25 protein-coding genes and 1 tRNA gene are annotated in these 18,004 nt (G+C 60.1%); 12 read left to right on the top strand and 14 right to left on the bottom strand.

Annotated elements, in window-relative coordinates:
* Together EKK30_RS09815 and EKK30_RS09810 are read right to left on the bottom strand one after the other, a co-directional pair.
* On the bottom strand, positions 1-421 hold a 421-nt coding region (locus tag EKK30_RS09815; protein ID WP_290983989.1), incomplete at its 3' end, for a D-alanyl-D-alanine carboxypeptidase family protein.
* 118 nt (positions 422-539) lie between these two features.
* Positions 540-1,757: a septal ring lytic transglycosylase RlpA family protein gene (locus EKK30_RS09810; protein WP_290983986.1), complete on the bottom strand. Its 1,218-nt coding sequence runs from the start codon at positions 1,755-1,757 to the stop codon at positions 540-542.
* Between the two features lie 220 nt (positions 1,758-1,977).
* On the opposite strand from EKK30_RS09810, the gene EKK30_RS09805 reads away from it, so the two are divergent.
* Positions 1,978-2,067 (top strand) — tRNA-Ser (locus EKK30_RS09805).
* 41 nt (positions 2,068-2,108) lie between these two features.
* On the opposite strand, the gene EKK30_RS09800 is transcribed toward EKK30_RS09805, so the two are convergent.
* Positions 2,109-2,786 (bottom strand): hypothetical protein, encoded by a 678-nt coding sequence (locus tag EKK30_RS09800; RefSeq protein WP_290983983.1) that lies wholly within the window; start codon positions 2,784-2,786, stop codon positions 2,109-2,111.
* Positions 2,783-3,469: a hypothetical protein gene (locus EKK30_RS09795; protein ID WP_290983980.1), complete on the bottom strand. Its 687-nt coding sequence runs from the start codon at positions 3,467-3,469 to the stop codon at positions 2,783-2,785. Before EKK30_RS09795 ends, EKK30_RS09800 begins: the two co-directional genes overlap by 4 nt.
* A gap of 226 nt (positions 3,470-3,695) precedes the next feature.
* On the opposite strand from EKK30_RS09795, the gene EKK30_RS09790 reads away from it, so the two are divergent.
* Complete coding sequence (locus tag EKK30_RS09790) at positions 3,696-3,866, top strand: hypothetical protein (RefSeq protein ID WP_290983977.1); 171 nt, start codon at positions 3,696-3,698, stop codon at positions 3,864-3,866.
* Positions 3,867-3,924: 58 nt separating this feature from the next.
* Here EKK30_RS09790 and EKK30_RS09785 read toward each other — a convergent pair whose 3' ends face one another.
* A complete protein-coding gene (locus tag EKK30_RS09785; protein WP_290983974.1) occupies positions 3,925-4,329 on the bottom strand; it encodes a hypothetical protein in 405 nt (134 codons plus the stop codon).
* Positions 4,330-4,370: 41 nt separating this feature from the next.
* Between EKK30_RS09785 and EKK30_RS09780 the strand changes: the two genes are divergently transcribed.
* Complete coding sequence (locus tag EKK30_RS09780) at positions 4,371-4,865, top strand: anthrone oxygenase family protein (RefSeq protein ID WP_290983971.1); 495 nt, start codon at positions 4,371-4,373, stop codon at positions 4,863-4,865.
* Positions 4,866-4,977: 112 nt separating this feature from the next.
* The gene (locus EKK30_RS09775) at positions 4,978-6,324 is read left to right on the top strand and encodes a PepSY domain-containing protein (RefSeq protein ID WP_290983968.1); all 1,347 of its coding nucleotides are present in this window, start codon (positions 4,978-4,980) and stop codon (positions 6,322-6,324) included.
* A 20-nt stretch (positions 6,325-6,344) separates the two neighbouring features.
* Here EKK30_RS09775 and EKK30_RS09770 read toward each other — a convergent pair whose 3' ends face one another.
* Positions 6,345-6,611 carry a hypothetical protein gene (locus tag EKK30_RS09770; protein WP_290983965.1) on the bottom strand — a complete coding sequence of 89 codons (267 nt, stop codon included), beginning with the start codon at positions 6,609-6,611 and terminating at the stop codon, positions 6,345-6,347.
* Between the two features lie 231 nt (positions 6,612-6,842).
* Positions 6,843-8,033, bottom strand: a complete 1,191-nt coding sequence (locus EKK30_RS09765) for a YbfB/YjiJ family MFS transporter (RefSeq protein WP_290983962.1) — start codon at positions 8,031-8,033, stop codon at positions 6,843-6,845.
* A 429-nt stretch (positions 8,034-8,462) separates the two neighbouring features.
* On the opposite strand from EKK30_RS09765, the gene EKK30_RS09760 reads away from it, so the two are divergent.
* From EKK30_RS09760 to cysC, 3 genes are all read left to right on the top strand, one after another.
* Positions 8,463-8,933, top strand: a complete 471-nt coding sequence (locus EKK30_RS09760; RefSeq protein WP_290983959.1) for a DUF1810 domain-containing protein — start codon at positions 8,463-8,465, stop codon at positions 8,931-8,933.
* Positions 8,934-9,114: 181 nt separating this feature from the next.
* Complete coding sequence (locus EKK30_RS09755; protein WP_290983956.1) at positions 9,115-9,438, top strand: hypothetical protein; 324 nt, start codon at positions 9,115-9,117, stop codon at positions 9,436-9,438.
* Positions 9,439-9,638: 200 nt separating this feature from the next.
* A complete protein-coding gene (cysC, locus tag EKK30_RS09750) occupies positions 9,639-10,280 on the top strand; it encodes an adenylyl-sulfate kinase (protein WP_290983953.1) in 642 nt (213 codons plus the stop codon).
* Between the two features lie 9 nt (positions 10,281-10,289).
* Here the strand turns inward: cysC and EKK30_RS09745 are convergent, their stop codons facing one another.
* The 3 genes from EKK30_RS09745 to EKK30_RS09735 all read right to left on the bottom strand — a co-directional run bounded on the left by EKK30_RS09745 (position 10,290) and on the right by EKK30_RS09735 (position 12,241).
* Positions 10,290-10,829 carry a peroxiredoxin gene (locus EKK30_RS09745; RefSeq protein WP_290983950.1) on the bottom strand — a complete coding sequence of 180 codons (540 nt, stop codon included), beginning with the start codon at positions 10,827-10,829 and terminating at the stop codon, positions 10,290-10,292.
* 104 nt (positions 10,830-10,933) lie between these two features.
* On the bottom strand, positions 10,934-11,803 hold the full coding sequence (locus EKK30_RS09740; protein ID WP_290983947.1) for a ParA family protein: 870 nt from the start codon (positions 11,801-11,803) through the stop codon (positions 10,934-10,936).
* A gap of 219 nt (positions 11,804-12,022) precedes the next feature.
* On the bottom strand, positions 12,023-12,241 hold the full coding sequence (locus EKK30_RS09735) for a hypothetical protein (RefSeq protein ID WP_290983944.1): 219 nt from the start codon (positions 12,239-12,241) through the stop codon (positions 12,023-12,025).
* A gap of 187 nt (positions 12,242-12,428) precedes the next feature.
* Between EKK30_RS09735 and EKK30_RS09730 the strand changes: the two genes are divergently transcribed.
* On the top strand, positions 12,429-12,833 hold the full coding sequence (locus EKK30_RS09730; RefSeq protein WP_290983941.1) for a hypothetical protein: 405 nt from the start codon (positions 12,429-12,431) through the stop codon (positions 12,831-12,833).
* Here EKK30_RS09730 and EKK30_RS09725 read toward each other — a convergent pair.
* On the bottom strand, positions 12,830-13,162 hold the full coding sequence (locus tag EKK30_RS09725; RefSeq protein WP_290983938.1) for a hypothetical protein: 333 nt from the start codon (positions 13,160-13,162) through the stop codon (positions 12,830-12,832). The genes EKK30_RS09730 and EKK30_RS09725 overlap by 4 nt on opposite strands.
* A gap of 146 nt (positions 13,163-13,308) precedes the next feature.
* The gene (gene eno, locus EKK30_RS09720) at positions 13,309-14,595 is read right to left on the bottom strand and encodes a phosphopyruvate hydratase (protein WP_290983935.1); all 1,287 of its coding nucleotides are present in this window, start codon (positions 14,593-14,595) and stop codon (positions 13,309-13,311) included.
* Between the two features lie 148 nt (positions 14,596-14,743).
* Between eno and EKK30_RS09715 the strand changes: the two genes are divergently transcribed.
* Genes EKK30_RS09715 through EKK30_RS09705 form a run of 3 tightly spaced genes read left to right on the top strand, consistent with a single transcriptional unit; the run spans position 14,744 to position 16,043 of the window.
* The gene (locus tag EKK30_RS09715; RefSeq protein WP_290983932.1) at positions 14,744-15,103 is read left to right on the top strand and encodes a GFA family protein; all 360 of its coding nucleotides are present in this window, start codon (positions 14,744-14,746) and stop codon (positions 15,101-15,103) included.
* Positions 15,104-15,105: 2 nt separating this feature from the next.
* Positions 15,106-15,807, top strand: a complete 702-nt coding sequence (gene queC, locus EKK30_RS09710; RefSeq protein ID WP_290983929.1) for a 7-cyano-7-deazaguanine synthase QueC — start codon at positions 15,106-15,108, stop codon at positions 15,805-15,807.
* A complete protein-coding gene (locus tag EKK30_RS09705) occupies positions 15,786-16,043 on the top strand; it encodes a hypothetical protein (protein ID WP_290983926.1) in 258 nt (85 codons plus the stop codon). The genes queC and EKK30_RS09705 overlap by 22 nt, the downstream gene beginning before the upstream one ends.
* On the opposite strand, the gene EKK30_RS09700 is transcribed toward EKK30_RS09705, so the two are convergent.
* Positions 16,040-16,546, bottom strand: coding sequence for a PaaI family thioesterase (locus EKK30_RS09700; protein WP_290983923.1), 507 nt, complete (start codon positions 16,544-16,546; stop codon positions 16,040-16,042). The two genes, EKK30_RS09705 and EKK30_RS09700, sit on opposite strands and share 4 nt — an antisense overlap.
* Positions 16,539-17,246 carry a queuosine precursor transporter gene (locus tag EKK30_RS09695; RefSeq protein ID WP_290983919.1) on the bottom strand — a complete coding sequence of 236 codons (708 nt, stop codon included), beginning with the start codon at positions 17,244-17,246 and terminating at the stop codon, positions 16,539-16,541. Before EKK30_RS09695 ends, EKK30_RS09700 begins: the two co-directional genes overlap by 8 nt.
* Before the next feature lie 49 nt (positions 17,247-17,295).
* Here EKK30_RS09695 and queE point away from each other — a divergent pair, with 49 nt between their 5' ends.
* Positions 17,296-17,928: a 7-carboxy-7-deazaguanine synthase gene (gene queE, locus EKK30_RS09690; RefSeq protein WP_290983916.1), complete on the top strand. Its 633-nt coding sequence runs from the start codon at positions 17,296-17,298 to the stop codon at positions 17,926-17,928.
* Positions 17,929-18,004: the final 76 nt, after the last annotated feature.

Genomic DNA, 18,004 nt, shown 5'->3' with positions numbered 1-18,004 from the left:
CCATCCCTTCGGCAACGCACATCGCAGCGTCGTTACCCGACTGGATCGCGATGCCCTGGATGAGTTCGTCGACGGTTGCCTTGGTATTGACGGGAACCATCATCGCCGACGTGCCGGACGGCGCGCCGCCGTTGCGCCAGGCGTTGACGCTCATCGTGAATTCGTCGGTCTTGTGAATGCGCCCTTCCTTGAGCGCGCGGAAAAGCACGGCAAGCGTCATCAGCTTGCTCATGCTCGCCGGTTGAATGAGTTCGTCGGCGTTTTGCTGGACGAGTACGCCGCCCGTGGCCGCGTCCATGAGAATGGCGTGGGGAGCTTTCGTCGCGAAAGCGGGTTCCGCCGCCTCGGCCCCGCGCATCGTTGCCAGGATGAGACTGGCCATCGCGAGAATGGCAAGCCAGCTGCTCCGCTTGTACCACATCGCCCGTACTGCGCCTGTTCTGTGCCGTCCGGAAAGACGACGCGACTAAGGATGCCGAAGTATCCAATCCCACCGAGACATGGTCAACGCCGCGTTAACGGCAAGGGCGATTTGTCGATCAATCGAAGACGATTGCGGTGTTTGCGACACCATAGGTCGCAATCCGGCCCTGTGCGCGAGAGACTTCGCTTTGCGAGAACGGTCCGACCCGCACGCGATAGCCTTGCGCGCCGCTCTCAACTTGTACCGGCGCGACTTCCACCGGTCCAAGCGAACCTAATTCACGGCGGAGCCGCTCGGCGTTCGATCTGTCGCGGAAAATGCCAACCTGGACATAAGCCCGGCCTGAGCCTTGCGAATACGAGGACGTTGACTGGCGCTCGTAGGATTGTTCCCCGTTATAGGGCCGCGCGGGCGCAAATGGCTGCGCATCGAACGCCTCGGTTTGCGTATCCGTTTGGTCCTGAGGGGCGGCGAGCGCCATGCGCCCACTTCCAGCGTCCGGGTCGCCGAGACTTGCCGTCTGAACGAACGTGCGCGAACGGCGCGCCGCCGCAGGGGGCTGCGGCACCGGCTTGCCTGCGAGTGAGGCCCGATAGGCGTTCGCATCCCAGCGATCGGAGGCATCAGGCGCGAAACCCGATGTCTGTTCTTCCGCAGAAGCGTATTGTCGAGCGGGCTGCGGCGACTGGTTCCAGCCACGATCCTGCTGCTGATATTGTTGCTGATACTGCTGGGAGGCGAGGTACTGCCGTTCGCGGCGATCGTCGCCGTTCAAAGGCGCAAGACCGGCGTAGCGCACACGCACGCGGGCCCGACCTTTCGAAACGTACCCGAGCTGCTTGGCTGCAGCATAAGACATATCGATCAGGCGGTCATTGACGTAGGGACCCCGGTCGTTGACGCGCACTAGAATTGTTCGGCCGTTGTCGACATTCGTCACGTACACATAGCACGGGAGCGGCAATGTCGGATGCGCCGCCGTCAGCGCGTTGGCATCGAAGACTTCGCCGTTGGCCGTTCGCCGCCCATGAAAATCCGCGCCATACCAGGACGCGACTCCGTATTCGTCGTAACCGGGATTGTCGCGGGGAACATACCAGCGGCCTGCCACCTTGTATGGCGCACCGAGTTTGAAGCTTCCGCCGCCTTTAGGTACGTCGTTCGAGGCAACGCGTGGGCTGCTGCTGACGCCGTATTCGCTTTCTGAGAAAGTTGCACGCGAAACGCCGGTCAGCGACTGCGGAGACGGATCACCGGAACACGCGGATAAGAGCGCGGCTGCGCCCGTCGCAAGCAGGCGGCAGGTCAGGCCGGCTGAAAGGCCCCTCTCCATGTACGCAAACCCAACTCGATACGCTACGCCCGCCCAAGCGCACCCTTCCCCACATAAGACAGGACAAGGGTGGCCGAAGCTTGCCGGAATGATGACAAATGCAGCTTAGGATCAAGTTAAGCGTCCGGGCTTGAGCCCTGGGAAGGAACCCGCTAGGAGGAGCGATCCGGAACAGACCTGTTAACGCCCTGTGAACAGAGCGCCGCAGCTGTTCCGTATTGGAGAGATGGCCGAGTGGTTTAAGGCACCGGTCTTGAAAACCGGCGTGGGCGCAAGTCCACCGTGGGTTCGAATCCCACTCTCTCCGCCACCGATCGCCCGGCCTGATCGAGCGGGCCCGGTGTCGCCGGATTAAAGTATGGCTGCTGCGACGGACGGCAGGGGCCTTTCGCCATACTCCCGCAGGCGGATGTTATTCAGCCGGACCGCTTGCATGTAAGCATTGAGATAGGCTTCGGCTGCTCGCGTAAATGACCCGCCAACGCGGGGATTGAGTTCAAATATCATCGGCACGCCGTCTCGAAGCTTGTAATTGAAACAAGCGCAACCCGTATAGCGAATCTCGGCCAATATGTCCGATAGCTCTGGCATCAGATAGCCTCCGAGATCCAACGTTGTATCAGGGAAGGAGGCAAAGGATTTGACGTGGGTATCGGCGCCAAAAAGATACTTGTACGTACTTGAATAAACTACCTTGCCATCCACGCAGATGGCGTGCGTGGCGTATTCATCCGATCCGCGAACGTATTCTTGATAGAAAAAATCGTCTCCGGAATTCTCTGGTAGCTGTGAAGCATCGGCATATACGCTGACGCTCAAGCCGTATTCATCAACGCGCTTTTTGCGGACGATGGGGAAACGGAGTTCCTGCGGCGCCCCCACGCGCGGAACCAGCCCGGAGAAACCAAGTCCAATGAGAGGCTCGCTGAAAAGTTTCTTATCATCGAGAATTTGCACGAGTTCACGACTGGGAAATACGCTTTTGCGTCGGGCTTCCGGACTTTCCCGCAACAGCTCGTACTCGGTCAAAACAAATGGATCTTGTCGGTTCCGAAAAAGTATTCATAGGCGGCGTAGGTCATCAGCGCGACGCCGACGACCGCCGCTCCGCGGCCAGCCTTGGCGATCCCGGACCTCGCCAGCACACCGACCGCGCGATCCGCTGCTGACGTCTCGACCGCCTCCGGCAAGAGACCGATGGTCTTTTCGCTAAGAAGACCTTTGAGTTCGGATGACGTTAGAAGCCCCTCCGATGCGCGCCGGCTAAGATCGGCGGAGCGGCTGCCGCCGAGGTAGAGGGTGGCGCCGACCTGGCCAGGCCCCAATTCAGCGAGGCTGCTTACGACGTTGCACGAGTGGAAATGATCATCTTTGGGGCATGCGACCGTCACCGGACTGTGAGCGGCGGGCGCGACTGGAGGAGCCGGTTGAGCAGCCTGCTCCGCTGGTTTGAAAGAGGGCAGCTCGAACTTCTGAGACGTGAAAGGCGACGTCGCGCTCGGAGGAGTTGGCACTGCGAACAAGCGACAGGTTTCAAATGAACCGCCGCCGCCACAAAGCGGCAACGGTTTTGTCTGCGCGCGCTTCGATATCTGCTCCAGAAGCTTGGAGATCTCTTCGTTCGACAATGGCTTCGACGGCTGCTGCGCGATGGCGCCCGGCGCGAACATGAGAACGCTCACTGCGGAAGCTTTAATTGCGAGGCGGAGCATGCGGCCCTCAAATGCGCAGTTCCGAGAGGTCGATCCGTGCACACCATAGTACATCGCCGATACGGGCGGATGACGACATTCAAAAAATAACATGCATCAATTTTCAGCGACGGGACCGCTATCGCGCACGGCGATCCCGCGGCCTCGATTCTGCAATAACGGCGGACACTTAGGGGAACGGACCAAACGTGAGGATCGTTGCTGCTCACATCACAGGAGGACCGTCATGTCTGCAAAAACGAATTACAATGATCCCACAATCGCTTCGGACCCGCCGGGTGGCAAGCACCACGAGACCCAGAAGGAAGGCAAGAGATTGCCAACTGAGCGTCCGGCGAATTCGGGTGGAAAGACGAAAGCCGTCGAGGCCGACAAGGTAGCGAAAGCCGAGAAGTAGCGCATCGCCTCGCGCCCGGGTCAGAACGATTAGCTTTGGCTCGGGCTGCGTGTTGGCCTCAACACTTCACCAGAATTTCGTACGTGCGTGAACCGCCGCCGAAAAGTTCTCCTGAACTCAGCGCCCTTTCCTTGATGATCTCGGGCGCTTCGCATTGGTCCTTCAGGACGCTGAGAGCTACGCGGTCACGCGCCGCCTGATCATCAGGGTTGAAACTCAACCCGCCCGTATTCTTGATCGTGATCACATAATCATAGTCGGGCGACTGCGCGCGCTGAACGACGATGGGTTTTCCGTCCTGGAAGGCGGCAACGCCGGACGCGCTCGTGCCCGCGTCGGCACAGGCCGACAACATCGCCGTCAGCGAAATGGCGAGCAGTGTTCTCATCTCCGGCCTTGCGATATTGAAATACTGACGCGCGTTCCATCCGACGATCGCGATCGCCCGCAGGACCGAACCCATGCTATGTGGTCCCAGTCGATCAATACGGGATCGGTCCATCCATGCTCCAGCTGATGACAACTATCTTGCTCTGGTTTCTCGCCGTCGGCTGCGGGGTGATGGCGGGCGTGTATTTTGCTTTCTCTGCATTCGTGATGGCATCCCTTGGGCGCATCGATCAAGCCGCCGGCATCGCCGCGATGAACGCGATCAACGTTGACATCGTTCGATCGCTTTTCATGCCGCTTTTCTTCGGCACGAGCTTGGCGAGCTTGGCCCTGGCCGTTCTTGCTTTTTTGACTTGGGGCAACTCGAGTTCCGCACCGGCGCTCGCAGGCGCAGCCATCTACGTCATCGGCATGTTTGTCGTCACGATCCTGTTTAACGTTCCGCTGAACGACGCATTGGCGGTGACGGATCCCGGCAGCCCGGACAGCGCGCTGCTTTGGACGCGCTATGTGGCAACCTGGACCCAGTGGAACCACGTGCGCACCCTCGCGTCGGCGGCAGCGAGCGCGCTGTTCATTTTCGCTTTGACGCGTCCCGAGTTGCCTTGAAATCGGCCGCAGTGCCGGGCGCGCCCAATCGGGCTATAGGCGCGCGGGCAACCCCGCTATGAGACCCGTCGTTGTCCCGCCCTTTCCACCCGTATCCCGATGAAATGATGCCATGAATACTCGTTTGTACAATGCAGTTTGGCGCTGGCACTTCTATGCCGGACTGTTCTGCGTGCCCTTCGTGATCTGGCTCTCTTGCACCGGGGCCATTTATCTCTGGCGTCCTCAGATCGAAGCTTGGCTCGACAGGCCATACGACACGCTGTCGACCCAAGGTTCCCTGGCCACTCCTGATGCTCAAGTTGCAGCAGCGGTCGCGGCGGTTCCGGGATCGCAACTGCGAAAGTATTTCCTTCCCGCGACGCCGACCTCGGCGATCCGGGTACTGGTCGATAAGGACGGTGTCCTGTCGCGCGTGTATGTCGATCCGCGTTCGCTGCAGGTCCTGAGCGTCCAGGAAGAAGAAAGCCGGCCGTTCCGCTTGATCTTCCATCTTCACGGCGAACTTCTCGCCGGCGCGTGGGGAAGCTACCTCGTCGAGATCGCCGCCTGTTGGACGATCGTGATGCTGCTGACGGGCATCTATCTGTGGTGGCCGCGAGGGCGCACGGGGCTGGCGGGCGTGCTTTACCCCCGTCTCACGCGAGGCGGCCGCATGTTCTGGCGGGACATTCACGCGACGGCCGGATTCTGGGTTTCTGTCTTTGCGCTCATTCTGATCCTGACGGGCCTCCCCTGGGCGAAGGGCTGGGGCACATATCTCATGGAAGTTCGCCAGCTCACCGGGACCGCGCGCGGTCCGGTCGATTGGACCATCGGCGGCAAGGCTCCCAAAGAAATGTCGATGCCGATGGAGCACGCGATGCATATGGCTCCTCGCGGCGATCTGCCTGCCGTCCGGAGCGGGGAGCTTCCACGCGTGATCGATACCGCGGTGCCTCTAACGCTCGCCCCGCCGGTCGCGATATCGCCGCCGAAGAGGGAGGGCGGACCGTGGTCCGTTACCTCGGAAGCCGCGAACCGGCCATTGCGCGCCGATCTGAAGGTCGATGGCGCAACAGGAGAGCTGCTCGAACGGAAGAACTTCGCCGACCGCCACTGGATCGATCAGACGATCGGTTATGGCGTCGCTGTACACGAAGGCATGCTGTTTGGCCTCGCCAACCAGATCATCGGCACGTTGACCGCGGTATTCCTCGTTCTTCTCTCCGTTTCGGGGGTGATGACTTGGTGGAAACGACGCCCGCAAGGGGTGCTTGGTGCGCCGATGGCATTGCAAAGGCCAGCAACCGGTTTTGCCCTCATTGCGTCGGTCGTCGCTCTCGCGGTGTACATGCCGATGTTCGCGGCCACGCTCGTCTTAGTGTTGTTGCTCGAGGCCCTGGTGCTCCGGCGTATTCCGGCAATCAGTCGTTGGCTCGGGCTCCGCAGAGCCGAAACGATCGCGACGGCTGTTTGATGAGCGACCCTCGCGGCCGCTCAGAATGCGTTGAACGCCGCGCGAATAGCAGCGATGGACATGGGCCGCTCGACACGCGCCGTGTTGTCGATACTCGACTCGCCCAGCAGGGCGGCGATGTCTTGTCGCGCTGGGTTGATGATTTCGGTGACGGCGTTATTGGGCGACTCCCTGCGTGACACTGATTTTGCCGATCGTGGATCAACTCCCGCCGCGCGCACGCGGGCTGGGCTCGCATACGGCGTGAGATTCGAACCCGAGTTGTCTCCGATGATCGTCATAGACATTGGCGCGGCGCTCCACATTTGCGAGGACCACAGCTCACCGAAAGCCGAAGACAGCTTTCAAGGTTGCGGTGGCTTGCGAGGCGGCATTGCGGGATCGATCTTTGAGAAGAATTTTACGCGGCCTACATTGGCCCCCACATCCCTGCAGGGCCGCTAATACTTGATTCACCTTTGCAATTTCGTGACCTCGGAAACGCAGGGCATCCGGGAATACTGCTTTGCAAAGATTGATCAGCGCGCGCGTTCGGATGCTGCGAGATCGATCAGCAAGGACAAGGTCATCGCGACGACGCCGATCAGGAACAGGACTTGATAGTCGCCACCGCTGCGCGCGAACACAAATGAAAGACCGTAGGCGGCGATAGCCTGGCACAGCGCGAATGCAATCGTCGCAACGCTCCAAGCAGCCTTCTGCTCGTCAGGGTGCTGCGGCAGCAGCTCGTGAATGCGACCGAGGACGAGCGTAACGGTCCCGGTGACGAAGCCGCCGATGACGATGCTTGAGGCGAAGAGCCATGGAGCGCTCGTCACGTTGAGCGCTGGAATGGCGATTGCGAAGATCTGCAGCAAGAATGCACACCGGAGCGCTGGGCGAAAGCCGATGCGATCGGCAACATGTCCAGCCAGGAGCGGTCCGAGCGTGGCACTCAGTCCGAACGCGACCCAGAACTCCGCGCCCATCACAACGCCTTTGCCCAATCCTCTTGCCACGTAATCAACGAAGAACAGCATGTGTGGAACCCAACCGCCGGCGTTGAGCGCGTATTCGAGGTAGAGCGCGCGAAGCACACGCGATGGCGGTGGCCGAACATGCGCCGCTGCTGACGTCTGAGGCAAGGGCCCTTTTGGCCAGCCGTTCCAGGCGAGAGCCGTCAGCGCGGCGGACAGAACGCCGAGGCCGATCCAAGCCTGCTGCACTCCGTAGTGCAAAAGAAGCGGGATCAGCGTGCCGGACGCAACGATTCCGGTTCCGACGCCCATGACAATTAACCCGCCTGCAATGCCTCTGCGGTTCGCTGGGACGTGCGCAAGCACCGTCGGGGCAGCAAGCACCATCATGGCACCGCCGGCAAAACCTGCCGCAAATCGCCAGAGGAAGAACCAGAGAAAGCCGAGCGGAAATCCGCAGGCGAAGAAAGACGCCGTCGCCGCAAGCATCATCGCCCGCAGCAGCGTGACAACGGCGAAGTTTCGCGACAGGGGACGTCCGAGAAACGCGCCAGCGAGATAGCCGGCCAGGTTGGCTGCACCAAGATAGGCGGCGGCGGCGGGCGCAAACCAATGCGCCTCGACCACGGCTGGAAGAAGCGGCGTATATGCGAAGCGGGCCAGGCCGACGCCGATCAGGCCCGTGCAGAATGCCGACACGATGGCTCTACCGACGCCGGGAGTCAGTGTCAGGAACACGTCAGAGCGAACCATCAGGGGATCCAAATCGAAGTTCACACGCATACTGCGCCTCAGCTTCCGTGCGAACGGAGCTGGCCGAATGACACCTGTGCACGGCTGCCGGTTGACGTCGGCAACGCGCCGTACACCGGCGACGAACATCAGCGCGGTTAGTGAACGGCATGCACTAAAATGAAGCTACCTTCAATTCTTCACCTCGATGCAAAGTGGAAGCGCGTGACTGTCTGATCTCCCTACGGAAAACTGCGTCCGCACGGTGTGCCTGTTTGCCCCACCTGAACCTTCGAAGCGTTTGAGCGTCTTTCCCCTCGCGGCTATGATCCCGCCTCCAGAAGCCGCGCCGAAAAAGCGGACATTGGGGGAGACGATGGTAAGCGCGTTAACATCGAATTGCGTGGTCATCGAACTGCGGCCTCACTCGCGATCCGAGGTCGGCAACCGATGACGTCAACGCCCGAACCGATTTCTCGAAGCGACGACGATCCGTTTGATTTGGCGCGTTTCGTCAATGCGCAGGCCCACTCGCACGAACGCGTCGTGGCGGAGCTCACCGCGGGCAAGAAGCGGTCCCATTGGATGTGGTACACGTTCCCGCAAATGCGTGGGCTCGGCACGAGTGCCATGTCGGAACGGTTCGGCATCGGCAGTGAGGAAGAGGCTCTCGCCTACGTCTGCCATCCAATTCTCGGCCCGCGGCTCGCTGAGGCGACGTCTCTGATGCTAGAGCATCGCTACGACTCGCTGCTGCAAATCCTTGGCACTCCCGACAACCTAAAATTTCATTCGTCGATGACGCTTTTCGCTGCTGTCACGGGACACGAGAGCCTGTACGCAAAGGCGCTGTTCACATTCTGCAATGGACCTGATCCGAAGACGATGGCGCTTCTGGCGAAAGCGCGAAAGCGGGATTGAGTTGCGTCGCTCTGCGTCGCGGAAAACTCCCGCCCTTTAACGGTTCGTTACGTCCCATCCTCGACAATTGAGCCGGCCGAGTCGCGCCTGCGGTGCGACCGGCGATGCCACGTTGTACGCGTCGGTGGCAGATGTCTCGAACACTCAGACGATGATCGATCATTCGGACGCGGACAGTCTCATGAAATGGTTTTTCGCCGGCGCTGTTGTTGCCATCTCGGGCCTAGCGCTCCAGCCCGCGTTGGCCGCTGATTTTGGCGGCGAGGAAGCGCCTCCTCCGGAAGCTTTCGTCGTTGTCGCGCCGCCACCAGTGCTGTTCTCGAGGCCCTACAATTACACCTACGAAGAGAACGGGGTGTATTACGCGCCAACCTATCCGATGCCCTACTTCGGTCTTTTCCCGCAGTGGGGGCCGGACGTTGCCTTCTATCCGCAACCGGCGTGGTGGGCGCGGCCGGCGCCGCCGCCGATGCCTCCGCATCGCGCACGTCCGCGCCGCTGGTGATCAAAGTTGAGTGGCTAGCATTTTGAACGCCGTTCTAATGTCCTCTAGATGACATTAGCTGTGCGAGTGAACGTCTCTCAGTCCTAGAAAGCGGAATTACTGTGTAAAAAAGCCTTCTTTTTCTACTATTGCGTCAGGCCCTCAATAAGCTCGGCATCCAGAGCAAGCTGGATCGGGTTGATTCACGGGGGACATGCATAATGGGGAGGATGGCCCGCAGCGTGTTTACGGGGGATCGTGACCGCAATCTATTATGGCAGGAGACTGCCATATCCAAACAGGATCGGGCGCAGGCAAAAGGCCAAAAGCCGTGCTGCCTTTGGATGACCGGCCTCTCGGGTGCCGGCAAGACCACGGTCGCCAATCTGCTCGACAAAACCCTTCATCTGGCCGGGGCGCATTGCTTCGTCCTCGACGGCGACCGATGTCGAACCGGACTCTGTCGCGATCTCGATTTCTCTGAAGAAGGCCGCATGGAGAACGTGCGCCGTATTGCGGAAGTCGCCAAGCTCATGGTCGACGCCGGACTGATCGTCATCGTGTCACTCATTTCACCCTTGATGAGCCAGCGCACATTGGCGCGGCAGAACTTCGAAGATGGCGAATTCTTCGAAGTATTCGTCAACACGCCGCTCTCCGTTTGCGAAGGCCGCGATGTCAAAGGCCTCTATCGCAAGGCGCGACAAGGCATTATCCCGCAGTTCACGGGCATCTCATCACCCTACGAACCTCCGCTGGATCCCGAGATCGAACTTGACGGGCGCGAAAGCCCGGAGGAACTCGTCGAGGTGATCAAGCGAAAGCTGAAATGCATCGGCGCGCTCGCCGAACGCGTCGCATAAGCCTTGCGCTCAGCCGTGTTTGGCTTTCCAGCTCTGCACAGCCGCCAAGGTGTTCTTCACATGGTCGGACGGATCGAGCGCGGTGTATTCGTACGAAATGCGCCCATCCGGCGTGACGACGTAGGACGTCCGGCTGGCGTACGGCATGAACCCCATCATCACTGAATCGTAAGCCGTCATGATCCGCTGATCTTTGTCGGCAGCGACAGGGAATTTGCTGCGGCACTCGGACTTCGAAAAGTTATCAAGCGTCTCGATGTCATCGTTGCTGATGCCGATAACAGTCGCCCCGAACGATTGGAACTTCGGCATGGCTTCAGCGAATTCATGCGCTTCCGCCGTGCAGCCCGAGGTAAAGGCTTTCGGATAGAAGTAGACGACGACCGGTCCCTTCTTCAGAGCCTCCGCCAGCGCAAACGTGAATTGCTTGCCGCCAAGGGATGCCTGCGCCTTGAACATCGGCGCTTTATCTCCAGGCTTCAGCTGCGCCAGTGCCGGCGAACCGACGCCAAACGCAATCAAGAAACCTGCGATCACACGCTTCAACATGATGAAAGCCCCCGAGCTAAGAAGATCGCGTCTTAGGCTGGCTTATATCCCGCTCAGAAGCCGCTCGCATTCACAAATCGCATCGGAAGATGACAAGCGTTGTCTTACTGGCTGATGCGCTCGACCACCGCCTTCGCCAAGCCAACCACATCGGCCATCGCGTTTCCATACTTCTGCCGCGCGGTGCGGACCGAACCGACGCCGGGATGTGCCGCCGCGTTCTGCAGCGCCGCCGTATAAGGGATCGGCCGCGAGATCGCGTTGAGATGCGCGAGGCCCTCCTTGATGTGGTGAAGCATCTCCCGCTGAATGGAGTTGGTCGACTGATACTGCGTGATGAGCGGGTGAACCATTACGTGGGAGGCAAGGTCGAGATCATCGGCGAGGATGAACTTCAAGAAGTCGGTCAGTGTCGAATAGGCGTTCGTCTCGAGGCTGGTCGGCGCCAGGATGTGATTTGCGAGCCTTATGCCGGCGAGGCCCAGGACCCCCGGCCCAGCTGGGCAGTCCACGAGCACGATGTCGTACTCCCTCTCGATCTTTTTCAACTCAGCGCGGAGCGCATTCGCAAGTTGAACGTCGAGACGGTCGCGCCGCCTTTTACGATGGGCGGAGCGTTCGAAATCGGCCATGTCGCCCAGCAGCTCGTGGTTCGACGGCAGCACATCAATATACCCGCTCTCCCGGCTTTCCAATTCGACGAGATCGGTGGCGGCGACACGGTGTGACGGAAGCTGCATGTCGCGGCCGCGCGCAAAGGCCTGCAGCATCGCGCCGAGACCTATCCGGCGATCCCGCAGTTCCTGCTCAGCATCGATGCCAAGGAGAGATTTGGTGACGCCGGCCTGCGGGTCGAGATCGACGACCAGAACGCGCGCGCCATAGGTAAGCGCCAAGCCGTCCGCCAGCATCATCGTGGTCAGCGACTTGCCCACCCCGCCCTTCGGATTTGCGACGACGACAGTAATGCTCATCGCCGCCATTCCGCCGAGGCTGCAAGGCGATGCCGCAATGCGCGCGGGACGCGCCCTTGGAGCAGCGCCGCGCCGAAACAATAGTTGTATAGAGGCTCGACGATCTTACGCCCGAGCATAGCCAAACGCCCCCGACACTCGCGAGCGACACTACGTTCGGGTTCGCACAAATGCTAGCGCGCCGTAATTACAAAGCGCCGCACACTGTACATCCGAGGGCTATTTGCTGCCGACGGGCCGGCGCGAGGGGCCGTCGTCGTATCGCCAGGGGCTGTTCTTGCGTGCACGTTCTTCGGCGACCGCAGGATCAATCTTCGGGCGCTTGTTTGCCACAGGCTTCGACTGCGATGCGACCTGCTTAGCCTCGGCGTCAGGCGCCGGACCTTTGCTTCTCCAGCCGAAAATACCCATGGTGAAAAATCCCTCAACCGACAACATGTGTGGCTCAGCTACGCTTTTTCGGCACCGCCGAATCGGACCTGAATATAGCGCGTTCAAGCTGGGATCAGGCTTACGACAAACTCGAAGGTCTATCTTAGACCCTTCAGGAAACGGTCCCACTTGCGCTCGATTTCAAGATGATGACAGCAGTAACGAACCGTACGTTACTCATGCAGGTCTCGGCATGCATAAACATTTCAGATCCGGCGCAACCTATTTTCTCGCAGCAGCCGTCCTCATTTCAGCGGGGCTGACGGCTGGCTCCACCGATGCTTTTGCAAAGCACAAGAAGGCTCCCGCGACGACATCCTCGAGTGATCCGTGCGCGGAACCCACCGCATTTATTCATGATCACGTCGCGAAGATCCGCGCACTCAAGGCGCAGCTTGGCAGCCATGCGAGCACGGTCGTCGGCCTCTTCGGCTCATCGAGCACCGCAGATGAAGACGCCAATGCTAAAATCGCAGAACTTCGCCATGATGCCGATGGCGTGAACGACCTATTGAATGCCGGCGGCTGCAAGACGATCGACATCGATCAGGAGATCAAAGGCGAAAATCCGGCGGCGACGCACAAGGCCTCGTTCTAGATCGACGCGCGGGTTCGCTTCGGCGCGGATTGTTCGCGCGACATTTTCCATTGCTTGAAGCCACGGTAGGCGAACCAAATCGCAAAGGCCGGCGACAACACCGTGAGCAGGCTGATGTCCGAGGCTAAACCGATACCACGGCGCAGGGCGTGATGAAGCGGCGAACGTTGCGGTTCATCGAACTCGCCAGGGATGTAATCGCGCGGCCGCAGCACCGTCTGCGGATTGGGACGGCTGACGCGTCGAGGCGCCCACGTCGTGCGCCGGAAGTGTTCGATCCGACGCGGCCGGATGAACACCTGACGAGCCAACATCATCGATTGCCGCATTGCTATACCCTTATACTCGTTGCCGAAACGCAGCGCGCGGCGAAACGTTCCGACCTCTTAACAGCTCTAGGGTCGCAAAGGATCGTGTCCGAAAGTCGTTGAACCCGCTGCAATACGGTGTTCGGCTTTTTATCGCGCTCGCAACCTCATGCCGATGCGCGCTTCAGTACTGACTTTCCGGCATAAACAGCAACATCGCCGAGTTCTTCCTCGATGCGGATGAGCTGATTGTATTTTGCCAAACGATCCGAGCGTGAGAGCGATCCGGTCTTGATCTGACCACAATTCGTGGCGACCGCCAGGTCCGCTATCGTCGCATCTTCCGTCTCGCCGGAGCGATGCGACATCACAGCCGTGTAACCTGCGCGTTGCGCCATACTGACCGCATCAAGCGTCTCAGACAGCGATCCAATCTGATTGACCTTGACGAGAATGGAATTCGCCGTCGATTTCGCGATGCCATCCGCCAGCCGCTTCGTGTTCGTCACGAATAGGTCATCGCCGACGAGCTGCACACGCTTGCCGATAAGGTCCGTGAGCGTCTTCCATCCGGCCCAATCATCTTCCGCCATGCCATCTTCTATTGAGATGATCGGGAAGCGGTTTGCCAGATCCTCAAGGTATGTGGCGTTGGCGGCGCTGTCGAGCGACTTGCCTTCACCGGCGAGTTCGTACTTTCCGTTCTTGTAGTATTCCGTCGAGGCGCAATCGAGCGCAAGCATCACGTCTTCGCCCGGCTTGTAGCCCGCCTTCTCTATCGCCTTCATGATGAAGCCCAGCGCTTCATCGGCGCTCTTGAGGTTCGGAGCAAAACCCCCTTCGTCACCGACGGACGTGCTGTGGCCAGCGTCTTTCAAGCTCTTCTTCAACGTGTGAAAAATTTCCGCGCCCATGCGGATCGCGTCGGAGCAGGTATCCGCCGCGACCGGCATGATCATGAATTCCTGGATATCGATCGGGTTATCGGCGTGCGCACCGCCGTTGATGATGTTCATCATCGGCACCGGCAAGATGTGGGCGTTTACGCCCCCGATATAGCGATAGAGCGAAAGGTTGTTTGAGATCGACGCCGCCTTCGCAACGGCGAGCGAAACTCCGAGAATGGCGTTGGCGCCGAGGCGGCTCTTGTTCGCTGTGCCGTCGAGCTTGATCATCGCGGCATCGATGCCGCGCTGGTCTTCCGCATCCATGCCCGACAACGCATCAAAAAGTTCGCCGTTGACCGCATCGACGGCCTTCTGCACGCCCTTGCCCTGGTAGCGTGACTTGTCGCCGTCCCGTAGCTCGTTGGCCTCGTGTGCGCCGGTGGAAGCGCCTGACGGAACCGCAGCGCGACCTTCCGAGCCGTCTTCGAGCAAAACGTCCACTTCGACCGTCGGATTGCCGCGGCTGTCCAGGATTTCGCGTCCAATGATGTCTACGATGGCGGTCATGAGCGTTTCCGATTTCTGATTGGCTTGTCGAGACGCAACGGCTGTGAGAGGTTCGGGCGCGTTTTAGCCGCTAACGCCCATAAGGCAAAGTCCCCGCGGGCAGGCAAGGCCTACCCCATAGGACATTTGCCGGAACTAGGACACTCCAATGTCGGAAACCAAGACGTGGACCGGCGGTTGCCACTGCGGCCGCATTCGCTTCGAGGCCGAAATGGCGCTTGAGGGCCTGAAGATCTGCAACTGCTCGTTCTGCCAGAAGCGCGGCTCGATCATGGGTTTTGTCCCCGAAAATGCCTTTCGCATGCTGTCGGGCGAGAACGAACAGGCAGAATACGAATTCAACAAGAAGGTCATTCATCACACCTTCTGTCCAACCTGCGGCATCGGTTCCCATTCGTATGGCACGACGCCGAGCGGAGCCACCATGGTTGCGGTTAACGTTCGCTGCCTCGATGGCGTCGAGGCTGATAAGCTGACGCCGACGCTGTTCGACGGCAAGAGCCTCTGACCGTGGCTGATACTTCCGCCCTCGTCCTGTTCTCCGGAGGCCAAGATTCAACCGTATGCCTGGCGTGGGCGCTCGCGCGTTATGAGCGCATCGAAACGATCGGTTTTAAATACGGACAGCGTCACAGCGTCGAACTCGGCCAACGCGGCATCATTCGAGAGAAGCTCGCCAGGTTGGGAGAAACGGCCAAGCGGCTCGGAGCCGATACGGTTCTCGATCTCCCTGCGTTGCAAAGCATCAGCGACACTGCACTCACACGCGAAACGGAGATTACGTTCGCAGCGACGGGACTTCCGACGACGTTCGTTCCGGGGCGGAATCTTCTGTTCCTGACGTATGCCGCCGCCCTCGCCTACCGTCGCGGGATCAACACGCTGGTTGGCGGCATGTGCGAGACGGACTTCTCCGGATATCCGGATTGCCGCAACGAGACGATCCAAACATTGGCGCAAGCCATCGGTCTTGGGCTCGCCTCGCCGATGTCGATCGAAACGCCGCTGATGTTCATCGACAAGGCCGGAACGTGGGCGCTGGCGCAGACCCTCGGCGGTGACGATCTCGTTCAACTCATCATCGAGGACACGCACACCTGCTATGTCGGCGATCGCAGCAATCGTCACGCATGGGGATACGGTTGCGGCATCTGTCCGGCGTGCGAACTGCGCGCGAAGGGATGGACAGAATGGCAACGGCAGACGAACTGAAACGCGCGGTCGATCTCGCGCTCTCGGGCGACTGGGATGCCGCGCACGCCATTGCGCAACGCGATGAGCGTGATCCGGTGCATCGCTGGCTTCATGCCGTCTTGCATAAGATCGAAGGGGACGATGCGAACAGTCGCTACTGGTATCGCGGCTCCGGGCGCCAACCGGATGCTTTCGCTTCATCCCAAGATGAGCTGCGGGCGATCCGCGCAACACTCGATGCTTCAGACACCTAGAAACTGAAGATCAGACACGTGGTCGTCGCGTGGGCCATGAGTTTGCCGCGGCTGTCGGTCAACTTGCCTTCGGCGACCGCGCCCCGTCGGCCTCGGCTCAGCATTGTTCCTTCCGCTCGAACCGGCCCGGTATCTTTCGTCATCGGACGAAGAAGCGATATCTTGAATTCCATCGTCGTGAAGCCCGTGCCCTTCGGCAGGGTCGAAAGGACGGCACAGGCCATGCAGGAATCGAGCAGCGTCGCCGTGTAGCCCGCATGCACGGTCCCGATCGCATTGTAGTGTCCGACGCCCGGTGTCGAGATGAAGACACTCCGGCCTTCGTCCGCTTCGACGATCTCAAAGCCCAACGTGGTTTCGATCGGCATGCGTGGAAGTTCGCGCCGGATCATCGCTCTGAGGTAATCAAGGCCGCTCATTGACGCCATCGTGGCAACGTCAATGATCGCGTGACCTTCCGGATTTTCACCGCCGGGCTGCACCAAACCCTCGTCCTCACGCATCGAGCTTGAACGGATTGAAATCCGTCTTGCGGTCAAAGTAATCCTCGTTCTCTGAGCGTTTCAGTGCCTCGACGATCCGGACCGTCAGCGGCAGGAAGGCGATCTCGACAAGCGTCTTGGTGACGAACTGCGCAATCATCAATGACACCACAAGATCGTTCGGCATGATCCCCGAGTTGAAGAATGCGAGCGGGTAAAAGAGCGAGGAGTCGACGGCTTCGCCTGCAACCGTCGAGGCGACGAACCGCAAGCTCATGTGCCGACCTTCGCTGCGGACCTTCATCTTCGCCAGAACATAGGAATTGACGAACTCGCCGCAGAAGTACGCGATCATGGATGCGCCGGCGATGCGCCACGTATTGCCGAACGCTACCTCGTATATGTGCTGGTTGGGCCAGCCCGGCGCGGGCGGCAGGGCGACGACGACGGAGGCCATGATGGCAGCGAAGACGAGTGCGGCGAAGCCGGTCCAGATCACGCGCCGCGCTCGCGCGTATCCGTAGACTTCGGTCAGGATGTCGCCGAAAATATAGGAGATCGGAAAGAACAGGACCCCGGCGCCGAAGGTCACCGGGCCAATCAAGGGCAGTGTCAGCGTCGCGGCCTTTGCCGGACCGATCAGGTTCGAGCAGACAAGGACGACCACGAACGCCACCATCACGAGGTCGAAGTAGCGGTAGGTGCGATGCTCGGTCACCATGGTCCCCTGTCAGGCTTGACTGGCGCCCCCGGCGCCGTAGGTATCCGGCATGTATGCCGTCAAAGAGATCTTCTATACGCTACAAGGCGAGGGTGCGAACGCCGGATCGCCCGCGGTGTTTTGCCGTTTCGCGGGTTGCAACCTCTGGAGCGGACGCGAGCAGGATCGCGCCAAAGCGACCTGCCAATTCTGCGACACGGATTTCGTCGGTACCGACGGTCCGGGCGGCGGCCGTTTCGCCACCGCCGAAGATCTGGCCAAGGCGTGCAAAGCTGCTGCGGCAGGGGAAACAAGCGCGCCCAATATGGTGGTGCTGACTGGCGGCGAACCGATGCTGCAGGTCGACCAGGATCTTGTCGACGCGCTTCACGCCCAAGGATTTCACATCGCTATCGAGACCAACGGCACGCTTCCCGTGCTCGAAACCATCGATTGGATCTGCGTCTCGCCGAAGGCTGGTTCCGATCTCAAGCAGCAGCATGGTCACGAACTCAAGCTCGTCTTTCCGCAGAATGGCATTGACCCTGCTAGCTATCTCAGCCTCGCCTTCGAGCAGCGCTTTCTCCAGCCGATGGACGGGCCGGAGCAGCAGGCCAACACTCAAGCCGCGATCGCCTACTGCAAGGCCAATCCGGCCTGGCGGCTCTCGGTGCAGACCCACAAACTGCTCGGAATTCCTTAACTTACCGGGTTTCCGCGCCGGTTTGGCGCGGATAGGAGCTTCCACCGGGGGTAGCGTCGGGAGGGGAAATCCCTTA

Source organism: Hyphomicrobium sp. (assembly GCF_003987855.1).
Classification (GTDB): domain Bacteria; phylum Pseudomonadota; class Alphaproteobacteria; order Rhizobiales; family Hyphomicrobiaceae; genus Hyphomicrobium_B.
Note: the sequence above shows the minus strand (reverse complement) of the source record. Positions and strands in the feature narration are given on the sequence as shown.

What these genes read in the sequence shown, in the direction of transcription:
- EKK30_RS09730 (WP_290983941.1), top strand. Translation starts at nt 12,429, where the DNA reads ATGCATAAACATTTCAGATCCGGCGCAACCTATTTTCTCGCAGCAGCC.
- EKK30_RS09740 (WP_290983947.1), bottom strand. Translation starts at nt 11,803, where the DNA reads ATGAGCATTACTGTCGTCGTCGCAAATCCGAAGGGCGGGGTGGGCAAG.
- EKK30_RS09780 (WP_290983971.1), top strand. Translation starts at nt 4,371, where the DNA reads ATGCTCCAGCTGATGACAACTATCTTGCTCTGGTTTCTCGCCGTCGGC.
- EKK30_RS09755 (WP_290983956.1), top strand. Translation starts at nt 9,115, where the DNA reads ATGAAATGGTTTTTCGCCGGCGCTGTTGTTGCCATCTCGGGCCTAGCG.
- EKK30_RS09770 (WP_290983965.1), bottom strand. Translation starts at nt 6,611, where the DNA reads ATGTCTATGACGATCATCGGAGACAACTCGGGTTCGAATCTCACGCCG.
- EKK30_RS09790 (WP_290983977.1), top strand. Translation starts at nt 3,696, where the DNA reads ATGTCTGCAAAAACGAATTACAATGATCCCACAATCGCTTCGGACCCG.
- EKK30_RS09810 (WP_290983986.1), bottom strand. Translation starts at nt 1,757, where the DNA reads ATGGAGAGGGGCCTTTCAGCCGGCCTGACCTGCCGCCTGCTTGCGACG.
- EKK30_RS09725 (WP_290983938.1), bottom strand. Translation starts at nt 13,162, where the DNA reads ATGCGGCAATCGATGATGTTGGCTCGTCAGGTGTTCATCCGGCCGCGT.
- EKK30_RS09715 (WP_290983932.1), top strand. Translation starts at nt 14,744, where the DNA reads ATGTCGGAAACCAAGACGTGGACCGGCGGTTGCCACTGCGGCCGCATT.
- EKK30_RS09735 (WP_290983944.1), bottom strand. Translation starts at nt 12,241, where the DNA reads ATGTTGTCGGTTGAGGGATTTTTCACCATGGGTATTTTCGGCTGGAGA.
- EKK30_RS09775 (WP_290983968.1), top strand. Translation starts at nt 4,978, where the DNA reads ATGAATACTCGTTTGTACAATGCAGTTTGGCGCTGGCACTTCTATGCC.
- eno (WP_290983935.1), bottom strand. Translation starts at nt 14,595, where the DNA reads ATGACCGCCATCGTAGACATCATTGGACGCGAAATCCTGGACAGCCGC.
- EKK30_RS09695 (WP_290983919.1), bottom strand. Translation starts at nt 17,246, where the DNA reads ATGGTGACCGAGCATCGCACCTACCGCTACTTCGACCTCGTGATGGTG.
- EKK30_RS09785 (WP_290983974.1), bottom strand. Translation starts at nt 4,329, where the DNA reads ATGGGTTCGGTCCTGCGGGCGATCGCGATCGTCGGATGGAACGCGCGT.
- EKK30_RS09745 (WP_290983950.1), bottom strand. Translation starts at nt 10,829, where the DNA reads ATGTTGAAGCGTGTGATCGCAGGTTTCTTGATTGCGTTTGGCGTCGGT.
- EKK30_RS09765 (WP_290983962.1), bottom strand. Translation starts at nt 8,033, where the DNA reads ATGGTTCGCTCTGACGTGTTCCTGACACTGACTCCCGGCGTCGGTAGA.
- EKK30_RS09705 (WP_290983926.1), top strand. Translation starts at nt 15,786, where the DNA reads ATGGCAACGGCAGACGAACTGAAACGCGCGGTCGATCTCGCGCTCTCG.
- EKK30_RS09760 (WP_290983959.1), top strand. Translation starts at nt 8,463, where the DNA reads ATGACGTCAACGCCCGAACCGATTTCTCGAAGCGACGACGATCCGTTT.
- EKK30_RS09795 (WP_290983980.1), bottom strand. Translation starts at nt 3,469, where the DNA reads ATGCTCCGCCTCGCAATTAAAGCTTCCGCAGTGAGCGTTCTCATGTTC.
- EKK30_RS09700 (WP_290983923.1), bottom strand. Translation starts at nt 16,546, where the DNA reads ATGCGTGAGGACGAGGGTTTGGTGCAGCCCGGCGGTGAAAATCCGGAA.
- cysC (WP_290983953.1), top strand. Translation starts at nt 9,639, where the DNA reads ATGGGGAGGATGGCCCGCAGCGTGTTTACGGGGGATCGTGACCGCAAT.
- queE (WP_290983916.1), top strand. Translation starts at nt 17,296, where the DNA reads ATGTATGCCGTCAAAGAGATCTTCTATACGCTACAAGGCGAGGGTGCG.